The sequence below is a fragment of the Gelidibacter mesophilus DSM 14095 genome, assembly GCF_000423005.1.
Classification (GTDB): Bacteria; Bacteroidota; Bacteroidia; order Flavobacteriales; family Flavobacteriaceae; genus Gelidibacter; species Gelidibacter mesophilus.
Map to the genome: position 1 here is coordinate 258484 of NZ_AUHD01000001.1, position 25725 is coordinate 284208.

A 25725-nucleotide genomic window follows, 5' to 3' on the forward strand; every position below is an offset into this window, starting at 1 on the left:
CAGTAAGCAGTTATGAGATGGAATTTAAAACATAAGGATTAGCAATCTTGGTTTACAACGCAATAATAAAACCAAAATGGTTTTTAAGAAATATGGAGGGAACTTAAAGGCTTTATGTGCAATATGCACACCGAGTCTCATCTGAGAACCCTGCATATGCCAAGATCAACCTTTGACTAAATATATTCCTGCAAAAACCGCTAAGAAACCAATGACAAAACTTAGAATGGTATATACTGCAAAACTCATAAAATCACCCGATTTTAAAAACACATGGTTTTCATACGCAAAAGTAGAAAATGTGGTAAATCCGCCGCAGAATCCCGTTGCCAATAAAGCAATGTGGTTTTCGGATATTGAATTGTTTTTTGCTGCAAATCCTAAAATAATTCCAATCAATAAACTTCCTAATACGTTAGCGGCAAATGTGCCATAAGGAATACCTGTTGCAGGACTGTTGAGGTACTTTCCGATGATGAACCGCAAGACGCTTCCAAAGCCACCACCAACAAAAACTAATAGGACTTGCTTCACAAATTTTCGGTAATTTCTTTAATAGGAATATAAAGTTCCGTAATCCAAGCTGCAGGGTTGGGATGGTTGCCAGGGTCATTTTTATAAATCTCAAAAGGACTCATTTCTGAAGCTTCCATGTTATGATCAATTAAATGTTTCCTAGCCGTCGCCCATGCTTCCTTTAAATTGCTATAGTTGCCTTTTAAAGTAACTTTAAGGGCTTTGGTACGCTCCATATAACCACTCAAAATATTACTGTCTTCAGCTACAATCACGCTTTCGCTTACCGGAATGGCATTGCTCATGATAACGTTGCCATTCTCTTGGTTCATTTCAATATAAATGGTCATTGGCATCCCACTGGCAGAAATATTGTGAGAGTCCATAAAACGGCTTATTTCTCCAAATTGCTTTGCCATTGTGGCACTTATATTGCTTCCCGTAGAAGAGATGGTCTTGTACATATAAAAACCACCACCATAGTCTGTAACGCCATCAATAGTAACCGAGTAAGCTGTCATACTTTTTGTGACTCTCTTATCAAGATTTTCTAGATCATTTAAAAATTGTTGTGAAAGTTCATTTTTATTATCTCCAAATAAGACGAATTTAGCTTTGGTCATAAAAGCTAATTGGTCGGCATCCAGACTTCTCGTTACTGTTGTTGAGCCATCACCATTAGATTCCAAATTCCATTTTAGTTTTGAAGATTTAATCCGGCTGCTCGTAAAGGTTTGAACAATAGAATCACTGGTATTGTTGGTAACCATTTTTAAGGTTTCCGTGTCTTTCCAAAACGATGACAAATCAACATTAGACGTGTCAGAAATAATATCAAAAATTACAGCTTTTGGGGCATTTATAGTCGTAGTTTCCGTGACTTCAAAATCATTTGGCTGAACCGCAACATAAATGGCCATTCCGATAAATGCAATTAACAGTAAGAATAAGAGGTATTTTATAAATTTCATTGAGTGATATTGTAGAGTTTATCAAAGATAGACAATTTTAATAGGTTCTTAATAAATATTACATTTGTAGCACAATAATTTAAAACAAAACTAATGAACTTAAAAGTGATATTCGGGATTTCGTTGGCAATGAGCTTAACTTTTGCCTGTAAGAACGAACCAAAATTGAGCAATGATGCGACTGCCCCAAAGGTTGAAACTGAAAAGGAAGCTTCAGCATTTGATTATAACGTTGAACAATTTGCGGATGTAAAAATACTGCGTTACCAAATTCCAGGATGGGAAAATTTGACCTTGAAAGAACAAACCTTGGTATACTACTTAACTCATGCGGGTCTTGTAGGGCGTGATATTATGTGGGCACAAAACTACCGTCATAACCTAAAGATCAGAAAAGCTTTAGAGACCATCTACAGTAATTATGATGGGTATAAATCTTCTGATGAATGGAAGAGCTTTGAAACGTATTTAAAACGTGTATGGTTTAGCAATGGAATCCATCACCATTATTCCAATGATAAATTAAAGGCGGAGTTTTCTCAAGACTATTTGAAAACTTTACTGAGGGCTACCAATGCCCATTTGGAAGGAGAAGCTTTTGAAGTCATATTCAATGATCAGGATTCAAAGAAAGTCAATCAAGCCAAAGGTGTGGATAATGTAGCACAATCTGCTGTTAATTTCTATGGGCCAAATGTGACCAATTCCGATGTAGAACAGTTCTATAAAAATAAAAAATCACCAAGTCCTGAGCAACCTTTGTCCTTTGGTCTTAACTCTAAATTGGTCAAGGAAAATGACCAATTAAAGGAATTAGTTTATAAATCAGGTGGCTTATATGGCAAAGCCATTGATGAAATCATAAAATGGTTGAAACTGGCGCAGGGTGTCGCTGAGAATAAAGAGCAGGGAGATGCCTTAGGATTATTGATAGCCTATTATAAAACTGGTGATTTACAGACATGGGATGACTACAATGTAGCGTGGACAGCGGCAACAGCCGGCAATGTGGATTATATCAATGGTTTTATTGAAGTTTATAATGATCCGATAGGCTATAGGGGTTCTTATGAAAGTATTGTTCAGATCAATGATTTTGACATGTCTCAAAAGATGAAAGTATTATCCGAGAATGCCCAATGGTTTGAGGATCATTCACCTCTAATGGATGCTCATAAAAAGAAAAATGTTGTGGGTGTTACGTATAAGGTGGTCAATGTGGCCGGTGAAGCCGGAGATGCCTCTCCAAGCACTCCAATTGGAATCAACTTACCAAATGCCAATTGGATTCGTGCTGCTGTTGGCAGCAAATCCGTTTCTTTGGGTAACATTATCGAAGCTTATAATAATGCTGGGAGCACAGGCAGGCTACAAGAGTTTGTTAATGATAGTGAGGAGCTCGAGCTTGAGGAGCAATATGGGCAAGTAGGAGACAAATTACATACGGCCTTGCATGAAGTCATCGGACATGCCTCAGGACAATTGAATCCTGGTGTAGGTGAAACCAAAGAAACACTCAAAAATTATGCATCAACCTTGGAAGAAGGACGTGCTGATTTGGTGGGTCTATATTATTTGTATAATCCAAAACTGCAGGAGTTAGGCTTGGTGGATGATTGGAAAAAAGTTGGAATGGCTGCTTATGATGGTTATATTCGTAATGGATTAATGACCCAATTAATCCGCTTGAATTTAGGTGATGAAGTTGAAGAGGCACATATGAGAAATAGACAGTGGGTGAGTGCTTGGGTTTTTGAAAAAGGTAAGAATGATAATATTATAGAAAGAATTACACGTGATGGCAAAACCTATTATAATATTACCGATTATGAAAAACTGCATGATCTTTTCGGACAATTGCTTCGTGAAACCCAACGCATAAAATCAGAAGGTGATTATAAGGCCGTAGAAGCTTTGGTTGAAACTTATGGCGTTAAGGTAGATCAGGAATTGCACAAAGAAATATTGGAAAGAAATGCACAATTTACAGATGCGCCTTACAGTGGGTTTGTCAATCCTGTACTTGTGCCAGAAATGAATGACCAGGGTGAGATTACTGCTATAAATGTAACCCAACCCGAATCTTTTAAAAGCCAAATGTTAGACTACAGTAGAAAGTATAGCTTTTTGAAAGAAGAGAATTAAAACTTTCTTTCAAGATTTAATTTAAAATGAAACGGGAATCTAAAATTTAGATTCCCGTTTCTTTATTGACACTATATTTTAAAAGTAAAAGGTTGAAGACAATAAGTGCGATTAGTAAAATGAATACAGTCATGGCGATATTATTTTTAATACATCTGTATTTCTCAAAAATGTCATCATCCGAATGAATAAAAATTCAACCGAATCTAAAATTATATAAAAGTTGCTGATTCAGTTATTTGAGAATTAAACATTCTTGTTTACTTCCTGTAATTTTCTTCAAAGCATTAAAAGTTAAGAACTCAACTTAAAGATTAAAATCTTCGGAGTCATACCCTAATGGAAATTTAAAGTGTTTATAATCTTGCTCCAATTACCAACAAGTTAAATGATAAACACACTATATAAATATATACTTAACCGCTGAAATCATTAAAATAAAAGCAATAAAGGCAAGGAGGATCCATATGCTGCCTTTGTAGTATTTTCTGTGAAGTTTTAAATCTTTACGATAACTGTAGATAATGATTACGGCAAACACAACTGCAAATAAAATCCCGAAAATCAATTGACCATTAGTAAACATATAACTATTTTTATGCAAAATTAGTCAAACCATTTAGAATCTGAAGCCAGTAATCCTAAAAATGACACCTTTACTTTTTGATATTCTAGCTCATTTTTTTGAATTTAAAGGAATGACGATTGCTTCAGTTCTTAAAGTACATAATAGTATATACCCTTTTCATTATGCAGAAAAAAATTGAGGCCGTAAAGGAATTTCATACAGCATTTAAAATTGGACATAGAGAGACCCCAAAAGCCGATTTGGGAATAGAAAAAAACATGCTGCGCTACAAATTGATGCGAGAGGAAAATGAGGAGTATTTAGAGGCAGCCAATGCGAATGATCTGGTTGAAGTGGCTGATGCCTTAGGTGATATGCTCTACATTTTATGCGGAACAATTATTGAACACGGCTTTCAACATAAAATTGAAGAGGTTTTTGATGAAATCCAAAAAAGTAATATGAGCAAGTTAGGAGAGGATGGGGAGCCAATCTATCGCGAGGATGGGAAAGTTTTAAAAGGATCAAATTACTTCAAGCCAAATATTGAAAAAATTCTTAATTCTTAACTTAAAAGCACCAAATAAAAAATTCCAAATTCCAACGTGTAAGTATTGGAATTTGGAATCTTTGTTTAGTCTTAGATTTGAACCTAACAGGGTCAACTAAAGACTATATTTGAACGGTCCATCCGTGCTTATCTTCAGCCATATTGTGCTGGATGCTGAGCATCTTATCTTTTAAGGTATCCGCGTAAGAATTTTCGATATTAGGAAGTTCAAAAAGCTCTTCTGCATGTTCGAATGCTGAGATAGGACTGATGACCACCGCCGTTCCTGCACCAAAAATCTCTTTCAGCGAACCATTTTTAGAGGCTTCCTTGATTTCCGTCACTGTTATAGGTCTAACTTGCACCTCAATTCCATGATCTTCTGCGAGCTGAATGATGCTTCTTCTCGTCACACCATCTAAAATTCGATCACTAATTGGAGCGGTAATTAAGGTGTCATTTATTCTAAAGAACACGTTCATAGTTCCTGCTTCTTCCAATTTTTCGTGCGTGTCAGCATCGGTCCAAATAACCTGTTGGAATCCTTTCTTCTGAGCAAGACTTGTTGGATAAAATTGTGCGGCATAATTACCCGCTGCCTTAGCGAAACCTACACCACCATTAGCTGATCTACTGTATTCTTCCGCAATTAATACGCGAATTTTCCCGGTGTAGTAAGCTTTTGCAGGAGCGCAAATAATCATGAATCTGTAATTGCTTGAAGGAGAAGCTGATATGGCCGGGTCTGTAGCAATTATAAAAGGTCTGATGTAAAGTGAATTTCCTTTTCCAGGTTTTACCCACGCACTGTCCATTTGCAACAGGGTGGTCAAGCCTTTCATGAAATACTCTTTCGGAAATTCTGGCATGGCCAAACGCGCCGCCGATTTATTGATACGGTTAAAATTATCTTCTGGTCTAAATAACCAAACTTTACCATTGTCGTCTTTATAGGCTTTCATGCCTTCAAAAACTGCCTGGCCATAATGGAATACCCGAGCGGATGGATCCATGGTCATCGGTTGATATGGCATTATCTTTGGGGTTTGCCATTCGCCATTTTCATAGTCACAGATAAACATATGGTCCGTAAAAGTTCTACCAAAGATCAAGTTGTCAAAATCAACAGCGTCAATTTTAGTAGTATCAGACTTTACGATATCGATTTCGTGTGAAGTGTGTTTTGTCATCATATTTTTTTTGATGCTGCAAATTTAGTGATTTCCCGCAGTATAAAAAATCAAATATTTGATTTAAAAAAACTTATATTTGTCACTATAAAATTCAATAAACTATGAAGAAAATTCTTATGATTTTTGGAATTGCGTTAACCATAATGGCTTGCAAATCCGAAGATAAAAAGACGGAAATAAAAGAAGTAGAAAACGAACTTGCTGATTATACATCAATTGGTGAAGAGATTTCAGCGGATGCCGCAAAATCGACATCAGATATGGCTATAGCTTATGGGGCCATGCAGGTTGGGGACACCATAAATGCTAAAATGATTGGTAAGGTAGACGAGGTTTGTCAATCTAAGGGGTGTTGGATGAAAGTCGATCTTGATGACGGAGAACAAATTATGGTCAAGTTTAAAGATTATGGCTTTTTTATGCCAAAAGATATCGCTGGAAAAGAAGTTGTGATCAACGGAAAGGCTTATGTGAATGAAGTACCTGTTGATGAATTACAACATTATGCAGAAGACGCTGGGAAATCAGCCGAAGAAATTGCAGCAATCACAGAGCCTAAAGTTACGTTTTCTTTTGAGGCGGATGGTGTACTGTTGAAAAGCGAATAACCATTGCTACGTAAAATAATTACTACGGCCGATGGTTCTAAGACCATCCAGATTGAAGAATGGAATGAACAATACCATTCTATTCATGGAGCCATACAAGAAGCAAACCACGTGTACATTAAACATGGTTTGCTTTTTTGTTTTGATCTTTTGAAATTTTTAAACGGCAAAGTACAAGAGATTTCAGTTTTAGAAATCGGATTTGGAACAGGACTTAATGCATTTTTGACCTTATTGCAGTCCGAAAAGCATCCAATGGATGTCCATTATGTGGGAGTTGAAGCGTTTCCTATTTCGTCAAAAGAGATGGAAGCCTTAAATTATGCCGAAGAGCTTCAGGTTCTTGAAAAAATAGCTCTTTTTGAGGAGATGCATAACTGCACTTGGGAAAAAGAAAACCGCTTGACATCCCACTTCACTCTAAAGAAACAACAAAAGCTTTTCAAAGAAATTACTGAAAAGGACCAATTCGATCTCATTTATTTTGACGCCTTTGGTGCACGTGTGCAACCAGAACTTTGGACGGAATCTATTTTTAAGATCATGTATGACGCTTTAAAATCAGAGGGGGTGTTGGTTACCTATGCCGCAAAAGGAAGTGTGCGTCGAGCCCTGCAATCTGTTGGATTTAGTGTTGAAAGACTCCCTGGTCCACCAGGGAAGAGGGAAATGTTAAGAGCCAGAAAAGGTACCTAACATTCGGTAAGGTACGCGCCAAATGTGCCTTTATGAAAAGGCACCTAACATTCGGTAAGGTACGCGCCAAATGTGCCTTTATGAAAAGGCACCTAACATTCGGCGAGTGATGCACCAAGTGCGCTTGAAATGAAAAATCTCTAAGCACCTTGCGCATGACCAAAGAATTTTTAATATCATGAATCCTAGTGAACCTCAATTCGGCCTAATTATTTGTTAATTCTGTTAAAGCTTAATTAAAGTAGTCATCAATAAGCCTATCATTAGTTAACTTTATAAAAAAGCATGAAATAGATGAAGGTTTTAATTACAGGAGCTACAGGTTTAATAGGAAAGGAAATTGTCAAAAGGTGTCATGAGGAGCATATCTCTGTTCACTATTTAACGACTTCAAAAGAAAAGATTAAATCTGACGATAATTATAAAGGCTTTTATTGGAATCCTAAAGAAGACATTTTAGATGCCGCATGTTTTCAGGGTGTTGATGCTATAATTAATTTGGCTGGGGCCAGTATTGCAAAGCGATGGACCAAAAGTTATAAAAAAACAATAATAGAGAGCCGAGTTCAGTCGCTCAGTTGCTTAAAAAATGCATTGTCAAAAGTTGAAGACCACCATATAACGCAAATTGTTTCAGCGAGCGCCATCGGGTTTTATCCAGATTCATTCACAAAATATTATGAAGAGTCATGCACTCCAGCATCTCCTACTTTTTTAGGAGAAGTGACGACAGTTTGGGAAAATGCGGTAGATGAGTTTTCAGACTTGGGATTGTTCGTTTCTAAAGTTAGAATCGGTTTGGTGTTAGATGATAAAGAGGGCGCATTACCTCAAATGGTAAAACCTATAAAATTGGGGTTGGGTTCTGCCTTTGGTTCAGGAGATCAATGGCAATCATGGATTCATATTTATGATCTGTCAGGTATTTTTGTGCATCTTATTCAAAATGAGTTGGAGGGTATCTATAATGGTGTTGCACCAAATCCTATTACTAATACAGAACTCACAAAAGCCATAGCAAAAACGCTTAATAAACCCTTGTTCATGCCAAATATTCCTAAATTTACGATGAAATTAGCATTAGGTGAGATGCACATTCTTCTTTTTGAAAGTCAACGGGTAAGTTCAAAGAAAATAGAAGAAAGTGTGTTTGACTTCACCTATTCCAACATTCATCCTGCATTGGAGGCTATTTTAGTTTAAGGTCTTTCCAACAATTGTGTGAAAAGGCTTGGCTTTCTTTTGTTTATGTTCTGGGATGCTATTCGTCCAACAAAAAAATAGCGAATCGATACTATCATTAATTTTATCACTTTTAAATTCTTGCTCCAACTTACAGTTCAACTTCCTAGCGTTGGAATTTTTAGTTCATCTTTGTTTTTTTACATTCAGGATTATACCATATCCTAGTAATTGACATACGCAACTTCGAAAAGGATGACATCAATCCATCATTCTTGAAGAATCAATTCTGTTAGTCTTTGAAGCCAATTAAGAATTAATCCTGATCGAACATTTCAGTTAAGCCACTTCCATCATTTTTGAAAATGTCATCAGTGCAATTCCCTAATGGCGCTTTATGGGGTGGCAAGATGAAATATGTCGTGACATTATGACATTTTTTCAATATTGGCAGTACTTTTGCCAATTGAGAAATGAAGATAAATAATGAAGTTCAAGATTATGAGCAAAAAAGATAAAATTGAAGATTTCGACACCAACTTTGAAGAGTCAATAAATGACGAAACTCAGATTGAAGAAGTGAGTGTTGAGGACCAATTAAATGAGGAATTGGGCAAAGAAAAAGATAAGTTTCTAAGACTGTTTGCAGAATTTGAAAATTACAAAAAACGCACCTCAAAAGAGCGCATGGATTTATTCAAAACTGCGGGTCAGGATGTAATCGCGTCCCTTTTACCTGTTTTGGATGATTTTGACAGAGCACTCAATGAACTTAAAAAAGCAGAAGACAATGACCTTTTGAAGGGCGTTGAACTTATTCGTAATAAGTTTAAGAGCACGCTCAATAGTAAAGGGCTTGAAGAAGTTACTGTTGAAAACGGAGATGCTTTCAATGCCGATATACATGAGGCCATTACTCAAATTCCAGCCCCGTCTGACGATTTAAAAGGCAAGGTTGTTGATGTCATTGAAAAAGGCTACAAATTAGGCGATAAAATAATCCGTTACCCAAAAGTAATTACAGGATTTTAAGAAGGTAATTATTAAGGAATTGATTAGAAATACCATACAATGAAGGAAGATTATTACGACATATTAAAGATCGACAAAAGTGCTTCGGCGGCAGACATTAAGAAAGCCTACCGAAAAAAGGCCATAAAATACCATCCAGATAAAAATCCAGATAACAAGGAAGCTGAAGAGATGTTCAAAAAAGCAGCTGAGGCTTATGAAGTCTTGAGCAATCCTGATAAGAAGGCGCGATATGACCAATTTGGCCATCAAGCATTCCAAGGTGGCGGTGGTGGCTTTAATGGCGGCGGCATGAACATGGATGACATCTTTAGTCAATTTGGCGATATTTTTGGTGGTGGCTTTGGTGGCGGAGGCGGGTTTTCCGGCTTTGGAGGTGGTCAACAAAGACGTGTAAAAGGCAGTAATTTAAGAATCAGGATTACCTTGACCTTAGAAGAAATTGCTAATGGCGTCGAGAAAAAACTTAAGGTAAAACGTAAAGTTCAGGCTTCAGGGACAACCTATAAAACCTGTTCAAGCTGTAACGGCTCTGGGCAAGTCATGCGAATCACCAATACTATCTTGGGACGTATGCAAACGTCATCCCCATGTCCAACATGCGGTGGTGCAGGTGAGATGATCGATAAAAAACCAGCTGATGCAGATGCTCAAGGTTTAATTCTTAAAGAAGAGACGGTATCAGTCAAAATACCTGCAGGTGTGGTAGATGGGATGCAGTTAAAGGTTTCTGGAAAAGGTAATGAAGCTCCTGGAAATGGCGTTTCTGGAGATTTGTTGGTGGCCATTCAAGAAGAAGAACATTCCTCTTTAAAGCGTGAAGGTGATAATTTGCATTATGATCTATATGTAAGTTTACCAGATGCGGTTTTAGGGACCAGTCAAGAAATTGATACGGTTACAGGTAAAGTGCGTATCAAAATAGATGCTGGCGTACAGTCCGGTAAAATCTTAAGATTGCGAGGTAAAGGTATCCCAAGTATTAATGGGTATGGAAAAGGAGACTTATTAGTGCATATTAATGTATGGACCCCGAAAACCTTGAATAAAGAGCAAAAGGAATTTTTTGAAAACTTCAGAAGTGATGAGCATTTTCAGCCAAAACCTGAAAGTTCTGACAAATCGTTTTTCGAAAAAGTCAAGGATATGTTTTCATAACCAATTGGAAAACTGATAAAAATGACTATATTTGAATATCACTAATTTATTTTGGTGATATTTTTCTTTTTCATAGCAATTTTTTCCCATCCTTAATTTATTAAGGGTGGGTTTTGTTTTTTACGCGTTTATTGTTTTTCAAATGCGATGATATTTTATGATTATTAAGACAAAATAATTTCAGAAAGGTTAGTCTGCACACTTACATTTAATATATTTACGATTCTTTAAACGCAACATTTCAAACGTCAATTTATGAATAACTTATTAGTTGCTAATGCTGTTTCCAAGAGTTATGGAAATTTTAAGGCACTAAATGAAGTCTCTATCGCAGTTCCTAAGGGAAGTATCTTCGGACTTTTAGGCCCAAATGGAGCAGGTAAAACCACTCTTATCCGGATTATCAATCAAATTACCATGCCGGATTCGGGCGAGGTGCTCTTAGACGGGTCTTCTTTGAAACCAGAAAACATCCGTGACATTGGTTATTTGCCAGAAGAACGTGGTCTTTATAAGAGTATGAAAGTGGGAGAGCAGGTTCTATATTTGGCACAATTAAAAGGATTGTCCAAACAAGATGCGAAAGACCGTTTGAAATACTGGTTTGATAAACTTGAGATTGGCGATTGGTGGAATAAAAAAATACAGGAGCTCAGTAAGGGACAGGCCCAGAAAATACAATTTATAGTTACGGTAATTCACCAACCGAAACTTTTGATTTTTGATGAACCTTTTTCTGGTTTTGATCCTATCAATGCTTCACTTATTAAAGATGAAATTATCCAATTAAGAGATGAAGGTGCCACGGTCATATTTTCTACGCATCGCATGGAATCTGTAGAAGAAATGTGCGACCATATGGCATTGATTCATAAATCCAATAAAATTTTAGACGGACGATTGACCGATATTAAACGTCAGTTTAAGACCAATACATTTGAAGTTGGCATGCAATCTTCCAATCCTGACGAGGTGACTCAAATGATTAAGGAGAAATTTGAAGTGTTTCCAGCAACCTTCAAAAATTTGAATGATGATATCAAAATGAACATTAAACTGCCCAAAGAAACCTCGTCCAATGATCTGTTGAGCTTTTTGACTTCAAAAGCTGAAATCCATCATTTTGTTGAAGTCATACCAAGTGCTAATGACATTTTTATACAAACTGTAAAAAATAACTAAGAATGAATCATTTACCACTCATCATCAAACGAGAGTATGTGAATAAAGTACGCAACAAGTCGTTTATTGTCATGACTTTCTTAAGTCCAATAATCATGATTGCACTTATTGGCGTGGTTGCGTATTTATCTCAAATCAATAATGACAAGAAGCGTTCAATTTCAATCTTGGATGAAACAGGCATTGTGGGAGATGTTTTTGAAAACACAGAAAACACAACCTACACGCTCATAAACAATGCTGGATTGGACGTTGCGAAAGAATTGGTTAAAGCCAAAGAAAATTTTGGACTTTTATACATTAAGAAAAGTTCTGATACTCTGAACTTAGTTGAATCTGTCAACTTTTATTCAGATGAATCACCGTCTGTATCCATAATTTCCAATTTAGAGCGAAAAATGGAAAAGCGCTTATCTGAAATTAAATTACAAAATGACGGGGTGGATATTGCACAAATCAGGGCCTCAAAAACTACCGTAAATATTGCCCAAGAAACTTTTGGTGGTGAAAAAACCTCTAAAATTGATAGCTATCTAAAACTGGCATTTGGTGGTGCCGCTGGATATTTATTGTTCATGTTTATTATCATTTACGGAAATATGATCATGCGCAGCGTGATTGAGGAAAAAACAAGCCGAATTATTGAAGTCATTATTTCTTCAGTAAAACCTATTCAGCTTATGATGGGCAAAATTATTGGAACTTCATTGGCGGGCATTACACAATTTCTGATTTGGATTATTCTCGGTGGGGTATTATTATTTTTGGTCTCTGCAATTTTTGGTATTGATTTGATGCAAATCCAATCGCCACAACAAGAAATGATTAATCAGGCCATGGCCTCGTCTGATGCTCAAAATATTGCCCAAGACTTGATTACTGGTTTTGTCAACCTACCAATTATTAACCTGTGCATTGCCTTTTTGTTTTTCTTCATTGGAGGGTATCTTCTATATAGTTCGCTATATGCGGCTATTGGGGCTGCGGTTGATAACGAAACGGATACGCAGCAGTTTATGATGCCTATAATCATGCCACTTGTTTTGGCTGTTTATGTTGGGGTATTTACAGTTATTGAAGATCCTCACGGAACCGTTTCTACCATATTTTCTTTTATACCTTTAACGTCTCCAGTGGTGATGTTGATGAGAATTCCGTTTGGTGTTCCAATATGGGAACAGCTTTTGTCGTTTGCTATCTTGGTCTGTACATTTGTTTTTACCGTATGGTTTGCTGCGAAAATTTATAGAGTAGGGATTCTAATGTATGGTAAAAAACCAACCTATAAAGAACTCTTTAAATGGTTGAAGTATTAAATCTCTCGCCGCATTTAAAGCATAGTGCTAGGATATTTTTTTAAATTTGTCATTATCCGAATTGACCTAGCCTCTGATATTTTAAAGTCATTTTAAAGTCGATTGAATAGGTATATTTTCTTCAAGCATGAATCGTGAATTAAGGTTTTGCTGTTGATTTATTCTAATGATCTCACTATGTTAAGAATTAATTCATGACAGGATAGGAAGGAAGGCTAAATTGACGGTTATTAGAGATATCGTTTGCTCAATCTGAAATCATTGTCAACCTTGATTTATTACAAAGCGTTTCATTGCTAACTGCAATCTAAATTCTTGTTCATGACTTTGCGATGTTGAATAATTAGGAAAGACTAAACAGCTGTGCTCTCGAAAACACCCCGCCAACCATTGCAGTAATCCTTTTGGGATCTGATATTTTTTTACGGAATGACTTTTGTGTTACGGATACGGTTCAAAGCGCTTTTTTAATACCTAGGGTTTGAAAAATAAAAAAGAGATGCTATTTATGCCATTGATGATAAAAATATCCTCTATTTTAGAACAGGAATAAAAATTTTAAATTTTAAAAATGCCAAAAATATTAGTTATAGAAGACGAAGCAAGTATACGTCGCGTTTTAGTAAAAATTCTTTCTGAAGAAAATAATACCTATCAGGTAGACGAAGCAGAAGATGGGCTGATTGGAATTGAAATGATAAAAAAAGAGGATTATGATTTAATTCTCTGCGATATTAAAATGCCCAAAATGGACGGCGTGGAAGTTTTGGAAGCTGCAAAAAAAATAAAATCCGAAAGTACAATAGTCATGATTTCCGGTCATGGCGATTTGGATACAGCTGTCAATACTATGCGTCTTGGCGCTTTTGACTATATCTCAAAACCACCTGATTTAAACCGATTACTCAATACCGTAAGAATTGCCTTGGATAGCAAGGAATTAGTGGTTGAGAACAAGATGCTCAAGAAAAAGGTGAGCAAAAACTACGAGATGATTGGTGAAAGTAAAGCTATTTCCCACATCAAGGATATGATAGAAAAGGTAGCGGCTACTGATGCTAGGGTTTTGATTACCGGACCTAATGGCACAGGTAAGGAACTCGTGGCGCATTGGCTTCATGAAAAAAGCGACCGTTCCAAAGGTCCTTTGGTTGAAGTTAATTGTGCGGCTATCCCTTCTGAATTGATAGAAAGTGAATTGTTTGGTCATGTAAAGGGTGCCTTTACAAGTGCTGTTAAAGATAGAGCTGGAAAATTTGAAGCAGCCAATGGTGGAACCATATTTCTCGATGAAATTGGAGATATGAGTCTCTCTGCCCAAGCAAAAGTTTTGAGAGCTTTACAAGAAAGCCGTGTGCAACGTGTAGGAAGTGATAAAGATATTAAAGTAGATGTGCGCGTTATTGCTGCAACTAATAAAAACCTGAGTAAAGAAATTGAAGAGGGTAAGTTTAGGGAAGATTTATACCATAGGTTGGCCGTAATTTTGATTCAAGTGCCATCGTTAAATGATAGAAGAGGAGATATTCCACTATTGATTGAACATTTTGCCACAAAAATTGCCGAACAGAATGGTACGGCACAAAAGTCTTTTTCTGGCAAGGCCATCAAGTTATTGCAAGCCTATGATTGGACTGGAAATATTAGAGAATTACGAAATGTTGTGGAGCGTCTCATAATTCTTGGAGAAAAAGAAGTGAGTGAAAATGATGTTAAGCTATTCGCTTCTAAATAATTAGAATGATAAAACTTACTCAATATAATAGAAGAGCACTTTATGGAGGGATTATCTCTGCAATTATAATGGGTTTAGGTGCTTATTTTCTGGGAAATATTAGTGGTTACGAGGCTAAGGTTTTAATTAAATCCTCACTTCCAGGAATAAACACCTTATGTAATACAATTGCGTTGGCATCTGCCACTATTTTAGCACTTTTGTTAACTTTGTTAAGTGTGAGTTCTAGGACTGAATCCCAACTTACCAAAGAACATTACACTCATGTGTTGCTTATTGCTAAAATTGATACCGCCATTTTCATTTTGGCAATCATCTTTTTTCAACTTCTGAATATTCCCATCACAGAGGCAGATAATGTGCCGAGCACTTGGTATACTACAATTTATTACGTCAGTTTAGCACTTTCTTCCCTATTGAGTGGAGGTTTAATAAGTGTGGTTTTGATGCTCTTTAATGCTGTGAGTAGCATTATTAAAATTGTTGGATTGGGTGTCACAGATCATCCTTTGGTTTTTAAGGATAAGAAGGAAGATGCTAACGACAAATTGGATCTCAAATAATAATATAATTTTAAATACATACCTGATGAGAGCTATTAATATTGAAGATTTTAAAATCACTGAAAACATTAAAATTGAAGATCTTGAGACGACGTTTGATTTAGAGGCTTCAAAAAGCGACATTAAAGATCACCTCAAAGACGTTCGTAAAGGTTTGGGAAAAATACAGGATACAATGTATGCCCATGGTAAATATGCTGTTTTGGTTTGCTTACAAGGTATGGATACTGCTGGGAAAGATAGTTTGGTGAGAGAAGTGTTTAAAGATTTTAATTCTCGAGGGGTAGTGGTCTACAGTTTTAAGACACCCACTGGATTAGAACTTAAACATGACTATTTGTGGCGTCATTATGTGGTGCTTCCTGCCCGTGGTAAATTTGGTATTTTTAATCGTACCCATTATGAGAATGTTTTAGTGACTAAAGTACACCCGGAATATATACTTAATGAAAATATCCCGGGCATAGATTCGGTTGATGATATTAATGCTGAATTTTGGGAAGGTCGGTATGAAGATATCAATAATTTTGAGAAACATATTGCCAATAATGGTATGATCATCTTTAAATTCTTCTTAAACATCTCAAAGAATGAACAAAAAAATAGACTGCTGAGACGTTTGGATCGTGAAGATAAAAATTGGAAATTCTCTCCTGGAGATTTAAAAGAGCGCAAATTATGGGGTAATTATATGACCTGTTATGAAGAGCTTCTCAATAAAACCTCAAAACCCTATGCCCCATGGTATGCCATCCCTTGTGATGACAAAAAAACCTCCAGATATTTAGTGGCTCGGATTTTATATGATACCTTAAAAACTTATAAAGACATTAAAGAGCCTGAATTGAATGATGAGATTAAGGCTAATCTAGATTTATATAGGAAGCAGTTGGAAAAAGAATAGTCTTTTGTTTTAGTAAAATTGAAGCTACTGCAATTTCTAAAATTGTATAGGTTTAGATGTATATATTTATTCTAGAGTCTTTTCTGTTCAATTTTTATTGTAAAACAGTATAGTTAGTACTTCAAATCAATCCTACAAATTCCATGAAACACCTTTTTCTTGTACTGATCATTTTTATCTCTATCGATATTTCTGCCCAAAATGATGCTAATAACATCAAAAAAATCTATAGTAATTCACTAACCAATGGAAAAAGTTATGAATGGTTGGAGCATTTGTCAAATAAGATTGGCGCACGACTTTCAGGCTCTTTAGGTGCTGAACGCGCAGTGGCATATACCAGGGCGGAACTAGAGGGATTAGGATTGGATAAAGTATGGCTACAACCTGTTATGGTGCCGAAATGGGTGAGAGGTTTGCCTGAATTGGCATACATTGAGACAATGCCCGGAAAAACAACCCAAGTCAATATTTGTGCTTTGGGAGGTTCTGTGGAAACTCCAAATGGGGGTGTAAGGGCCCAGGTTATCGAAGTTAGTGGAATAGAGGAGTTAAAGACGATACGGTTGGATAGAATTAAAGGCAAGATTGTTTTCTTTAACCGTCCAATGCAAGCTGATTTGATTGATACTTTTGAAGCTTATGGTGGATGTGCAGACCAACGTTATGCCGGAGCAATGGAAGCCGGGAAATTGGGAGCGGTTGGCGTAATTGTTCGTTCCCTAAACTTAAGGATGGATGATTATCCGCATACAGGAAGCATGACTTATGGCGATTTACCTGTATCACAGCGCATTCCGTCAGCAGCCATCAGTACTAATCACGCTGACCTATTGAGTACGATGTTGGCTTTAGATCCGACAATTACTTTTTTCTTTAAGCAGACCTGCAAACAATTGGCAGATGTTGAATCATACAACGTTATTGGTCAAATAACGGGATCTCAATTTCCAGATGAATATATTGTGGTTGGAGGACATTTGGACTCTTGGGATTTAGGTGACGGTTCTCACGATGATGGCGCAGGTGTCGTTCAATCTATGGATGTGCTTCGATTGTTAAAAGAAAGCGGCATTAAGCCGAAAAGAAGTATTAGGGTGGTTCTTTTTATGAATGAAGAAAATGGGCTCAGAGGTGGAAAAAAATATGCTGAAATAGCAAAATCCAAAAATGAAAACCACATTTTCGCATTGGAAAGTGATTCTGGAGGCTTTACACCGAGAGGGTTTTCATTTGATTGTAGTGAGGATGTGTTTAATAAAGTATTAGGTTGGAAAGACTTATTCAAACCCTATTTGATCCATTATTTTGAACAAGGTGGCAGTGGAGCCGATATTGGTCCGTTAAAAAATGACCGAATTGTGCTGGCTGGTTTAAAACCAGATTCTCAACGTTATTTTGATTACCATCATGCGTCAACAGATGTTTTTTCTGCGGTGAATAAAAGAGAATTGGAGCTGGGAGCAGCGACCATGGCTTCATTGGTCTATTTATTCGATACCTATGGTATAGATGCAGAGTGATTTTGATTTAATAATATATCCTGGGATCTATTGCAGGTATATTAGCTGAATTGCTCTTACTATTTAAAGACTTCAGATTCTGGAATAATAGAAAAAACAACGGACCTAAGAGCGTAAGCATAAGCTTCTAAAAACTAAATTGGTTTATCCCACGCAGAAACTATTAATGGTTGGTTTGCTGTTTTTACCCACATTACCATTATTAGGTTTTACAGTTCTTTTATCTGGAAATGCCGAAGCAGAGACTGCAAAAAAATTATCAGATGTGGCAGCGCTTTTAAGACACGAGAAAACTACAATTGGTACTTATCCATTGGCATTGGCTTCAATAGTTCGATATAATCCGTTGCTTCAAAACATCCATAAGGATTATCGGAATCGTGAATTGCATTACGAGCGGCATTCTTCAGGAAAAGGATATATTTTAATTTCTCCGGGACCAGATGGAAATCTTAACACTACGGATGATATTGAACATTAATTTAAAATAGATTAAAATGAAAATGTTTGCCATGAGCATTATTTTATGTAGAGGTTTTATGGGAATGTCACAAAAAAAAGAAGCATTACCTTACTTTGAATTGCCAGCGTATGCTGATCACTATACTGCAGGAACTATGGCGGCAAGAATGGTTGATGCCTTAGGATTTCGATATTATTGGGCAACTGAAGGCCTAAGGGAAGCAGATTTACGCTTTAGACTGAATGAAGATGTGCGTTCTATAGAAGAGACCATTGATCATATTCTTGATCTGTCTTATACGATTGTCAATTCAACTTTAAAGAGTGCAAATGGTAACCATGATACTTCAGAGATGACTTTCTATGATCGACGCAGACAAACCCTTTTTAATCTAAAAGAAGCGGCGGATATTTTACGAGGAAGTACAGATATTTCACAGTTTAAAATAATTTTTGGGGAACGTCAAATTCCATTTTGGAATCAAGTTAATGGTCCTATTGCTGATGCGATATGGCATTGTGGGCAAATTGCCTCTTTAAGACGGGCTTCAGGAAATCCCATCAGCTCGAAAGTGAACCACTTCATGGGAACTGTAAAGAGTTAATTTCAAAATGGATGAAAGAAGTGAAGAATGTCTAAAGTAGAGAGAATGATATTAATGGATATTGATATACAGATACTTCGCTTTGACAAACATAAAAAGTCCAAAGCATAAAAAGCCAATTGCAACGAGCCCAAGAACAATATCGCCGAATTCATTATTTAAAAATTGAAAGGCATCTTCCAGGGTACTCATTTTTTTATTTCTAATTGTGACCCCTGTGCGTATCGTTAAGAATGACATGACACCAAAAACTACAGCGCGTGCCGAGTGTCCAATCAGACCAAATTTTAACAAAGTAGTTTTCGCTTTTGGTGGCATTTCTGAAGACTGGACATTCTTATTAAATTGACCTGAGAGTACAAAATAGATTTCAAAGATTGCTTTTCCTGCGAGGATCAATCCAAAAATAACAGCAAAAGTCCTTCCGTAGGTTGAATTTAAGGCTTTAATAATAAGATCTTGTTGATTGTCATATCCACCACCAAAAATCAATTTTACCGCAACTACTCCTAAGGCCCCGTAAAATAGTCCTCCCGTAAAGTAACCGCCACGCGTAAAAAGCGCTTTGAAATTGGTGCCTAAATTTCGAGTGTCATAAAATGTTTGATACATCCGCCAAAAGGCATAACTGAATAAACCTATGGCCATTGTAGCCAATAGAATTTTACCGAAAGGTTGACCGGCCAGATAAGCGATGGCCCCTTTAGTTCCCGTTTTTTGTCCACCCCAGTTGAATGCGGTCATTGCGGTTAGAACACCCACAAGAACATAGACAAATCCCATGGCACTGAGTCCGAATCGTGCAATTTTTTCCTTAAACATTTTTCAGTTTTTTTTTAAATGAATTTTGGTTAATGCGTTTATGAGTGCCGGACATCTTTAAGACCTAAACTATTGAACTTTCTGCAATCGTTAAAGTTGGCACTGTGACTTTTTATGAACCGAGCTCGCTATCTTCAATTTTTAGTTGGTTTTTTAGCGTTTTGCTTAAATCCTGTAATAATACTGTAAAGTTTTGTTGGCGGATAGTTTGAGCTTTGTAAGCTTCTAATTTTAAAGACAATAAATTCCAAACTTCTAAATTACTGAGCAATTGATCATATTGTGTTTTAGGTCCACCTTGAACTAATAATTTCTTGCGATTAGGAAGGGTAACTTCCGAATAATTAATCCATTTGTTGATAAAAGGCTGTACAACCAGCTGATGTTGGTTATTACTGTACTCGTGGGCTTGATTGATATTAGATAATTCTTGCTGTAGTTTTCGAAGGAGTTTAATCGTTTTCTTACTTTTAACTTTAACCGTATAATTATTGCCCAAAAACTCTTTCACCATAGGAAAATCAAAGCTTTGACTTCTGATAATTACTAATGGGGCCAAATTGTCTTTTAGGTAAATAAGTGAATCCTTATTTTTGGAATTCAATATGTGCAAGCATCTTTCTGTCATATGAATGAGCGAATCAGTCTGCATAGTTTTTGCTTTCCCGATAGCAATTGCAGGAGATACTTCATGATAGATGCTTACAAAATATTCTTTTATATGCTGTTGTTCTTTATGGTCTTGATACCATCCATAAATGGCTAGTGCCAATAAAATACCGACTTTTACGAGCAATATTTCAGCCAATCTATTTTTAAGAACTTTTCCTGATTTGTCCTCACTCTTTTTATAGTCAATTAATTGCTTTACGAGTTTAGCCATGTTTTTCTTAATTTTAAGTTGGATTTTATTTATCATCGCTAAAAAATCTTGACAAATTTAAAGGTAATATAGCGGAAATTTCTGATATAGCTTTTAGAATCTTGGCGACCTCTTTGGTCGTAAATACGTACATAAATTTGTTGCTCTCGATAACACCATTATTTCGAATTTTACATTATAATACAATTGGCCTTGTATCTGCAAATAGATCCGGACCTTAAGCCCTTAAGAGTCGTTCAGTTGGTTTTATTAAATTTTTAAAAACCGCTAAAAGATGTCCTCCAAGAATTTTATCAATATCTTTTTCGCTGTCTCCTTTTTTATAAATCAGTTTTCATGATATGATTGCAATTGACGTTCCTTGATGATTTGTCTGGAATTATTTATACGAAAGCCGGTCTAAGTTTGTTTTCTGTGTATAAAAATTATTTATGGTTTTAGATCCTTCAATATTTCAGTTATGGCTTCATCTAATTGCGGTTGATTGCCCGAGAGTCGATCTTCAAAGTTTTCTTTAATATAAAGGTCTGGTTTTACACCTGTAAGTTCTAAGTTTTCCCCACTCAAGGTATAACAGCCCCAAGATGGTAAACGATAAGAGGAGCCATCTACCAAACTGGCTCCTGAGGTGAAAATAATCCAGCGGTAAGTCTCGGTTCCTATTATTTTTCCTAAGCCTAACTCTTTAAAACCAGCAGCTGTAACTTCAGCATCACTTAAAGATTGTTCATTAATTAATAGGACTATTGGTTTTGCTGCCGGAGCAAAATTAGGTTGTGATGCCAATTTTCCCTCTCTATATTTCCATTGTGCATAGGGTTTTTGAGATAAGAATTGTAAAACCGCATCATGCACATTTCCGCCCGTATTATTTCTTAAATCCAATATTAAAGCGTCCTTTCTATAAGCTTCAGAAACCATTTCCTTCATAAAGTTATTGAGTTCCCCACTGCTCATATTTTTCATGTGGACATAGGCTATTTTGTCATTACTTTTTTTATCGACATACTTTTGATTGTCTTCTACCCATTCATCATAAAGCAGATCTTTAAATTCATAAGTTGCAATTGGATGTAGATTTACACTAATGTCTTTGCCATTTCTTTTAAATGTTAATTGCATCTCATCGTCGTTGGATGGTCCTGAGAAATAGGCTTCTCTATTTTTATTGGTGTCTACAGGCTTCCCGTTTACCTGGGTTAAGATATCCCCAAGCTTAATATCTTTTCCTGTGATAGCCGCAGGACTTTTACTAACAATACGGGCTACTTTATAGGGGTTGTCTTGAGAGAATACAATCCCAGTTTCAGTAGTTGCACTATCATAATACGGTTCATCTTCTTTTCCAGAGGTATAAAATCCAAAATGGGAGGTATTTAACTCACCAAGCATATCGTTAAATAACACACCTAATTGTGAACGTCTTGTAACGTAAGGTAAGAATTGGGCATATTTATCTCTAAGTTTTTGCCAGTTTTCGCCATGGAAATTTTCATCATAATAGTTGGTCTCAAAACCCGCCCAGGCTTCAAAAAACATCTGATGAAATTCATTGGATAAGTTTTTTCTAAAAGTGGCCTCGGTTTCAATTTTCTTGAGTTTGTTACTATCGACGTCGAGGGAATTTATAGTGCCATTTAATAGCGCATAATAGCTATCTTTGTTGACTTCTAGCTGACCTTGCCTAATTAATTGGTCATCTACTTTTTCGGTTTTGTTGTCCTCGAAAGGTTTAATAATAGTCCGCCATAAATGTTGTTTTCCTTGATCGTGATTTGAAAAATAATAGACATAAGTGGTTTCATCCTTTGTAATTAAGTAAATGTCACTTTGAGACCCAAATGCTGGACTGATACGTTCAATGCGGTCCATCAAACCATTTTTAGTGATGGTGATTGATATGGGTTCTTTGATGCTATCCTTTTTCTTTTTTTCGTCCATTTTAAAAAGATCATTAAACTTTTCGGTTTTAAAGGGAGCGTCATAGTTGTCTAAGGCCATTCTGTAAATATGAGTATCGCCAATACCCCTTGGGAAAGAAGGTTGTGTTAAATTTGATTGGAAGTATATGTATTTTCCATCAGGAGACCAAGTTGCATTACTTTCTGTGACCCCAGTATTTGTGAGGTTTATAATTTCTTTGGTGGCAATTTGATATGTGAAAATATCGAGCTCAAAATTACGAAATGCACTGTATAAAATATAGGAGTCATCTGGTGAAAATTGAGGTGCTGGTGGGCGAAGTGCCCAAAACTCATCAGTCACTAAAGTCGTGCTTTTGAATGTTTCAAGATCCAGTAATCTTAACTCCTCACGACCACTGATATAAGCCGCATGTTCCATCTTATGGTCTAAAACAAGATTGGCGTTATTCTTCGCCTCGTTAGTAAGTCTTTTTTCTGTTCCTGTTCCATCGGCAGGAATAGTAAAAAGATTGGTGTACCCAGAAGCAGTTTGATTGTATAATAACGTGCGATTATCCTTTAGCCATTTTGCCTCCTTAACGCGCTCATTGGGATTCGTGTTTAATTTTATAATAAACTGTCCTTTAATGTCCGATACGAACAATTCGCCGCGAGAAATGAATGCCATTTTCTTATTATCTAGTGATATGGATACACTATTAACTTCACCCTTCGTATTAAAATCCTGCGCTTTAGCGAGAGTGTTATTCGTATTTATTCTCATTACAACTTTTTTAGTTTTATTTGACGCCACATCATATAAGAAAATCTGATAGTCTTTAGTAAACACAATCTTAGTTCCGTTGGCATTAACTTGAGGCCAACCAATTGAGGTTTCAAATTTTGTCAATGCTGTTTTATTAGTTCCATCCTTAAATGTATAGAGATTATACTCTCCGTTGATTTCATCTGATACAAAGTAAACGGTACCATTTTTAGCTATGGTGGCCCACATATCCTTTCCGTTATAATCCGTATACTCTTTGTATGCTTTGGTTTTTGGGTTATACGATTTAATATCTGGATTATAAGCGCCTTTGTAACGTTTACGATGTGTAAAAGATTTGCTTTCCCAACTTTCATTAAAGAAAATTTCGTCTGTTTTAGGATGGGGTACTACATTATGGACATTATTGAAATAATTATCAAACAACCGTAGAGGTGTGCCACCAGAAACAGCAACCTTATAGCCGCTAAAACGGTTGTAACGTGATGATGTAAAATAAATTTCTTTAGAATCCCAAGACCAACTGTCCACATCATCTGCCGCATCATGAAATGTAAGTTGAATAATCTCACCGCCATTTATTGACATTACGTAAACATCCTTATTGCCATATTGTGTAGCACTAAAGGCCAGCCATTTCCCGTCTGGTGAAATACGTGGCAGCGTTTCTTCTCCCTCCATGGCCGTGAGCCTAAATGCATCGCCACCATTTGAAGGCACTTTCCATAGATCGCCATCATAACTAAAAACGATGGTTTGTCCATCTGGGGTCAAGGTGGGATCCATTTGAAAAAAAGTCTCTTGAGCATTAAGGGTTCCAATACATACCAAGGCAATTAAAATTGATAGGAGATCGTGTGGTTTCATAAAATTTAGAAAATTTTAATTTAAAGGATGTAAGTTAATTATTTTTAGAATAATCATTTGTGCCTCATCAATTATAATATGAAGGGCTATACTACATTATTTATAGCAAGGAACATAAAACTATAAACAGCCAAAATAGTCGAGAATTGTAACCTTTGAAGAAGCTCGAGTGAGTCTAATGCACACTTTTTCTAAGGGAAAATAATCTAACGCTACCTTCCATGAGTCTCGTTAAAGATTATTTGCGAAATTTTTCAGTCTGTCTTGATCCTAGAAAAGAGATCCTACCGCTTGGGTTTTTAAGAAGGTAATTGAGTTAAGAAAAATGAGGCTGGAACTGTTATTTAGCGCTAATTAATGTCCATAATATCAACTGATCTTCACAATAACACTATGAATGTACTTCTTTGGAGATCAACCGATGGCCAAAAAAAAACGATTGACATGTAGGTAATATTGTAGACGTTTTTCCACCCATTCAATGCATCATTAAACGCTTTCAGTCTTTGTAGCCGAATGCCGTTTACCATATTCTTTTTTATAAATACTCACTAATGCGAGAAAAAGACTGATCAACAAAGGTCCAAAAATCAATCCTATAAAACCAAAAATAGGAACCCCCACAATTACCCCAATTAGAGTGATAAGAGGATGGACGTCATCTAACTTTTTAAGAACATAAAGCCGTATGATATTATCCGTGGAGCCTACAACAACAAAGCCATAAATAAGGATACCCCAGGCTTGAAACGAATCTCCAGAAGAAAGGCTAATTAAGAAAACCGGTAAAATTCCTATGAGAGTACCCACAAAAGGAATCATTGAACCTATTGTAACAATAACGAACCAGAAAAATGGTTCATCAATACCAAAAATCAAGAACCCGATCAGGGCAATGATGCCTTGAGCAATGGCCACCAAAGGGATTCCAATAGCATTGGAGCGAACCATTGCTTGTACCTCTAATCCAATTTCTTTCAAATTATCTTTTTCCAATGGAAGGTATTCTATTAAGGATTCACGCAATTCCCGTCGGTTGGTCAACATATAGAACAACATAAAATACATAAGTCCAATGGCAATAAAAGCATTAAAAGTACCACCCGCAACAATCTGTAAATTTGAGGAAATCCATCCAGTTATGGCGCTGGTATCGATTTTTGAAGCAATATCAAAACCCATATATTCCTCGACAATAGTTAACTGATGTTTAAAGGCCGTGACTACTTGTTCACTATTATTTACCGCTCTTCCTATTTTATTGCTCAGCATCCAAATTATTCCTGCAAGCGGAATTAGAATTCCAATAAATGACAAGAACATTATGAGGACGGCTGCAAAAGAGGCGTTCCATTTTTTCTTTTTGACCAGATAGCCCATCCATTTCTTGAAAAGAATATAAATGGTTATCGCACCAAGAACCCCGGTGAGATAAGGCAACATCTCAATAAAAATCAAACTTCCCATAAACAAGACGAGAAGAATCACAAATATTTGACGGATGATTTTAGGGGGTATTTGGTTCATTCTTACTCGTTTATATGATGGATTTA

At 36.3% G+C, this 25725-nt stretch carries 23 protein-coding genes; 15 read left to right on the top strand and 8 right to left on the bottom strand.

Annotated features, from left to right (window positions below):
* Positions 1 to 165: 165 nt before the first annotated feature.
* Complete coding sequence (crcB, locus tag G525_RS0101250) at positions 166 to 534, bottom strand: fluoride efflux transporter CrcB (protein ID WP_027124519.1); 369 nt, start codon at positions 532 to 534, stop codon at positions 166 to 168.
* The gene (locus G525_RS0101255) at positions 531 to 1487 is read right to left on the bottom strand and encodes a GyrI-like domain-containing protein (RefSeq protein WP_027124520.1); all 957 of its coding nucleotides are present in this window, start codon (positions 1485 to 1487) and stop codon (positions 531 to 533) included. The genes crcB and G525_RS0101255 overlap by 4 nt, the downstream gene beginning before the upstream one ends.
* A gap of 93 nt (positions 1488 to 1580) precedes the next feature.
* Here G525_RS0101255 and G525_RS0101260 point away from each other — a divergent pair, with 93 nt between their 5' ends.
* A complete protein-coding gene (locus G525_RS0101260) occupies positions 1581 to 3632 on the top strand; it encodes a dipeptidyl-peptidase 3 family protein (RefSeq protein ID WP_027124521.1) in 2052 nt (683 codons plus the stop codon).
* A 400-nt stretch (positions 3633 to 4032) separates the two neighbouring features.
* On the opposite strand, the gene G525_RS22465 is transcribed toward G525_RS0101260, so the two are convergent.
* Positions 4033 to 4218 (bottom strand): hypothetical protein, encoded by a 186-nt coding sequence (locus G525_RS22465; protein WP_027124522.1) that lies wholly within the window; start codon positions 4216 to 4218, stop codon positions 4033 to 4035.
* A gap of 164 nt (positions 4219 to 4382) precedes the next feature.
* Between G525_RS22465 and G525_RS0101275 the strand changes: the two genes are divergently transcribed.
* Complete coding sequence (locus G525_RS0101275; RefSeq protein WP_027124523.1) at positions 4383 to 4769, top strand: pyrophosphohydrolase domain-containing protein; 387 nt, start codon at positions 4383 to 4385, stop codon at positions 4767 to 4769.
* Positions 4770 to 4872: 103 nt separating this feature from the next.
* Here the strand turns inward: G525_RS0101275 and G525_RS0101280 are convergent, their stop codons facing one another.
* Positions 4873 to 5940: a branched-chain amino acid aminotransferase gene (locus G525_RS0101280; RefSeq protein ID WP_027124524.1), complete on the bottom strand. Its 1068-nt coding sequence runs from the start codon at positions 5938 to 5940 to the stop codon at positions 4873 to 4875.
* Positions 5941 to 6044: 104 nt separating this feature from the next.
* Between G525_RS0101280 and G525_RS0101285 the strand changes: the two genes are divergently transcribed.
* From G525_RS0101285 to G525_RS0101350, 13 genes are all read left to right on the top strand, one after another.
* Positions 6045 to 6551: a DUF4920 domain-containing protein gene (locus tag G525_RS0101285; RefSeq protein ID WP_027124525.1), complete on the top strand. Its 507-nt coding sequence runs from the start codon at positions 6045 to 6047 to the stop codon at positions 6549 to 6551.
* A gap of 3 nt (positions 6552 to 6554) precedes the next feature.
* Positions 6555 to 7247 (top strand): tRNA (5-methylaminomethyl-2-thiouridine)(34)-methyltransferase MnmC2, encoded by a 693-nt coding sequence (mnmC2, locus tag G525_RS0101290; RefSeq protein ID WP_027124526.1) that lies wholly within the window; start codon positions 6555 to 6557, stop codon positions 7245 to 7247.
* Between the two features lie 294 nt (positions 7248 to 7541).
* Positions 7542 to 8450, top strand: a complete 909-nt coding sequence (locus tag G525_RS0101295; protein WP_027124527.1) for a TIGR01777 family oxidoreductase — start codon at positions 7542 to 7544, stop codon at positions 8448 to 8450.
* A 480-nt stretch (positions 8451 to 8930) separates the two neighbouring features.
* The gene (locus tag G525_RS0101305) at positions 8931 to 9461 is read left to right on the top strand and encodes a nucleotide exchange factor GrpE (RefSeq protein ID WP_245577707.1); all 531 of its coding nucleotides are present in this window, start codon (positions 8931 to 8933) and stop codon (positions 9459 to 9461) included.
* A gap of 39 nt (positions 9462 to 9500) precedes the next feature.
* Positions 9501 to 10619, top strand: a complete 1119-nt coding sequence (gene dnaJ, locus G525_RS0101310; protein WP_027124529.1) for a molecular chaperone DnaJ — start codon at positions 9501 to 9503, stop codon at positions 10617 to 10619.
* A gap of 255 nt (positions 10620 to 10874) precedes the next feature.
* Positions 10875 to 11801, top strand: a complete 927-nt coding sequence (locus G525_RS0101315) for an ABC transporter ATP-binding protein (RefSeq protein ID WP_027124530.1) — start codon at positions 10875 to 10877, stop codon at positions 11799 to 11801.
* 2 nt (positions 11802 to 11803) lie between these two features.
* Positions 11804 to 13117: an ABC transporter permease gene (locus tag G525_RS0101320; RefSeq protein ID WP_027124531.1), complete on the top strand. Its 1314-nt coding sequence runs from the start codon at positions 11804 to 11806 to the stop codon at positions 13115 to 13117.
* 571 nt (positions 13118 to 13688) lie between these two features.
* On the top strand, positions 13689 to 14852 hold the full coding sequence (locus tag G525_RS0101325; RefSeq protein WP_027124532.1) for a sigma-54-dependent transcriptional regulator: 1164 nt from the start codon (positions 13689 to 13691) through the stop codon (positions 14850 to 14852).
* Between the two features lie 5 nt (positions 14853 to 14857).
* Positions 14858 to 15415 carry a hypothetical protein gene (locus G525_RS0101330; protein ID WP_027124533.1) on the top strand — a complete coding sequence of 186 codons (558 nt, stop codon included), beginning with the start codon at positions 14858 to 14860 and terminating at the stop codon, positions 15413 to 15415.
* Between the two features lie 25 nt (positions 15416 to 15440).
* Positions 15441 to 16319 (top strand): PPK2 family polyphosphate kinase, encoded by an 879-nt coding sequence (locus G525_RS0101335; protein WP_027124534.1) that lies wholly within the window; start codon positions 15441 to 15443, stop codon positions 16317 to 16319.
* Between the two features lie 143 nt (positions 16320 to 16462).
* Entirely contained in the window at positions 16463 to 17842 is a 1380-nt protein-coding gene (locus G525_RS0101340) for a M20/M25/M40 family metallo-hydrolase (protein ID WP_027124535.1), read from the top strand.
* Between the two features lie 139 nt (positions 17843 to 17981).
* Positions 17982 to 18323, top strand: coding sequence for a hypothetical protein (locus tag G525_RS0101345; protein ID WP_157491847.1), 342 nt, complete (start codon positions 17982 to 17984; stop codon positions 18321 to 18323).
* 31 nt (positions 18324 to 18354) lie between these two features.
* Complete coding sequence (locus tag G525_RS0101350) at positions 18355 to 18909, top strand: hypothetical protein (RefSeq protein ID WP_035478833.1); 555 nt, start codon at positions 18355 to 18357, stop codon at positions 18907 to 18909.
* Between the two features lie 51 nt (positions 18910 to 18960).
* On the opposite strand, the gene G525_RS0101355 is transcribed toward G525_RS0101350, so the two are convergent.
* From G525_RS0101355 to G525_RS0101370, 4 genes are all read right to left on the bottom strand, one after another.
* Entirely contained in the window at positions 18961 to 19731 is a 771-nt protein-coding gene (locus G525_RS0101355; RefSeq protein ID WP_027124538.1) for a DUF1206 domain-containing protein, read from the bottom strand.
* A gap of 112 nt (positions 19732 to 19843) precedes the next feature.
* Positions 19844 to 20614: a hypothetical protein gene (locus G525_RS0101360; protein ID WP_157491849.1), complete on the bottom strand. Its 771-nt coding sequence runs from the start codon at positions 20612 to 20614 to the stop codon at positions 19844 to 19846.
* 429 nt (positions 20615 to 21043) lie between these two features.
* A complete protein-coding gene (locus G525_RS0101365; protein ID WP_027124540.1) occupies positions 21044 to 24172 on the bottom strand; it encodes a S41 family peptidase in 3129 nt (1042 codons plus the stop codon).
* 489 nt (positions 24173 to 24661) lie between these two features.
* Entirely contained in the window at positions 24662 to 25699 is a 1038-nt protein-coding gene (locus G525_RS0101370; protein WP_027124541.1) for an AI-2E family transporter, read from the bottom strand.
* Between the last annotated feature and the right edge of the window lie 26 nt (positions 25700 to 25725).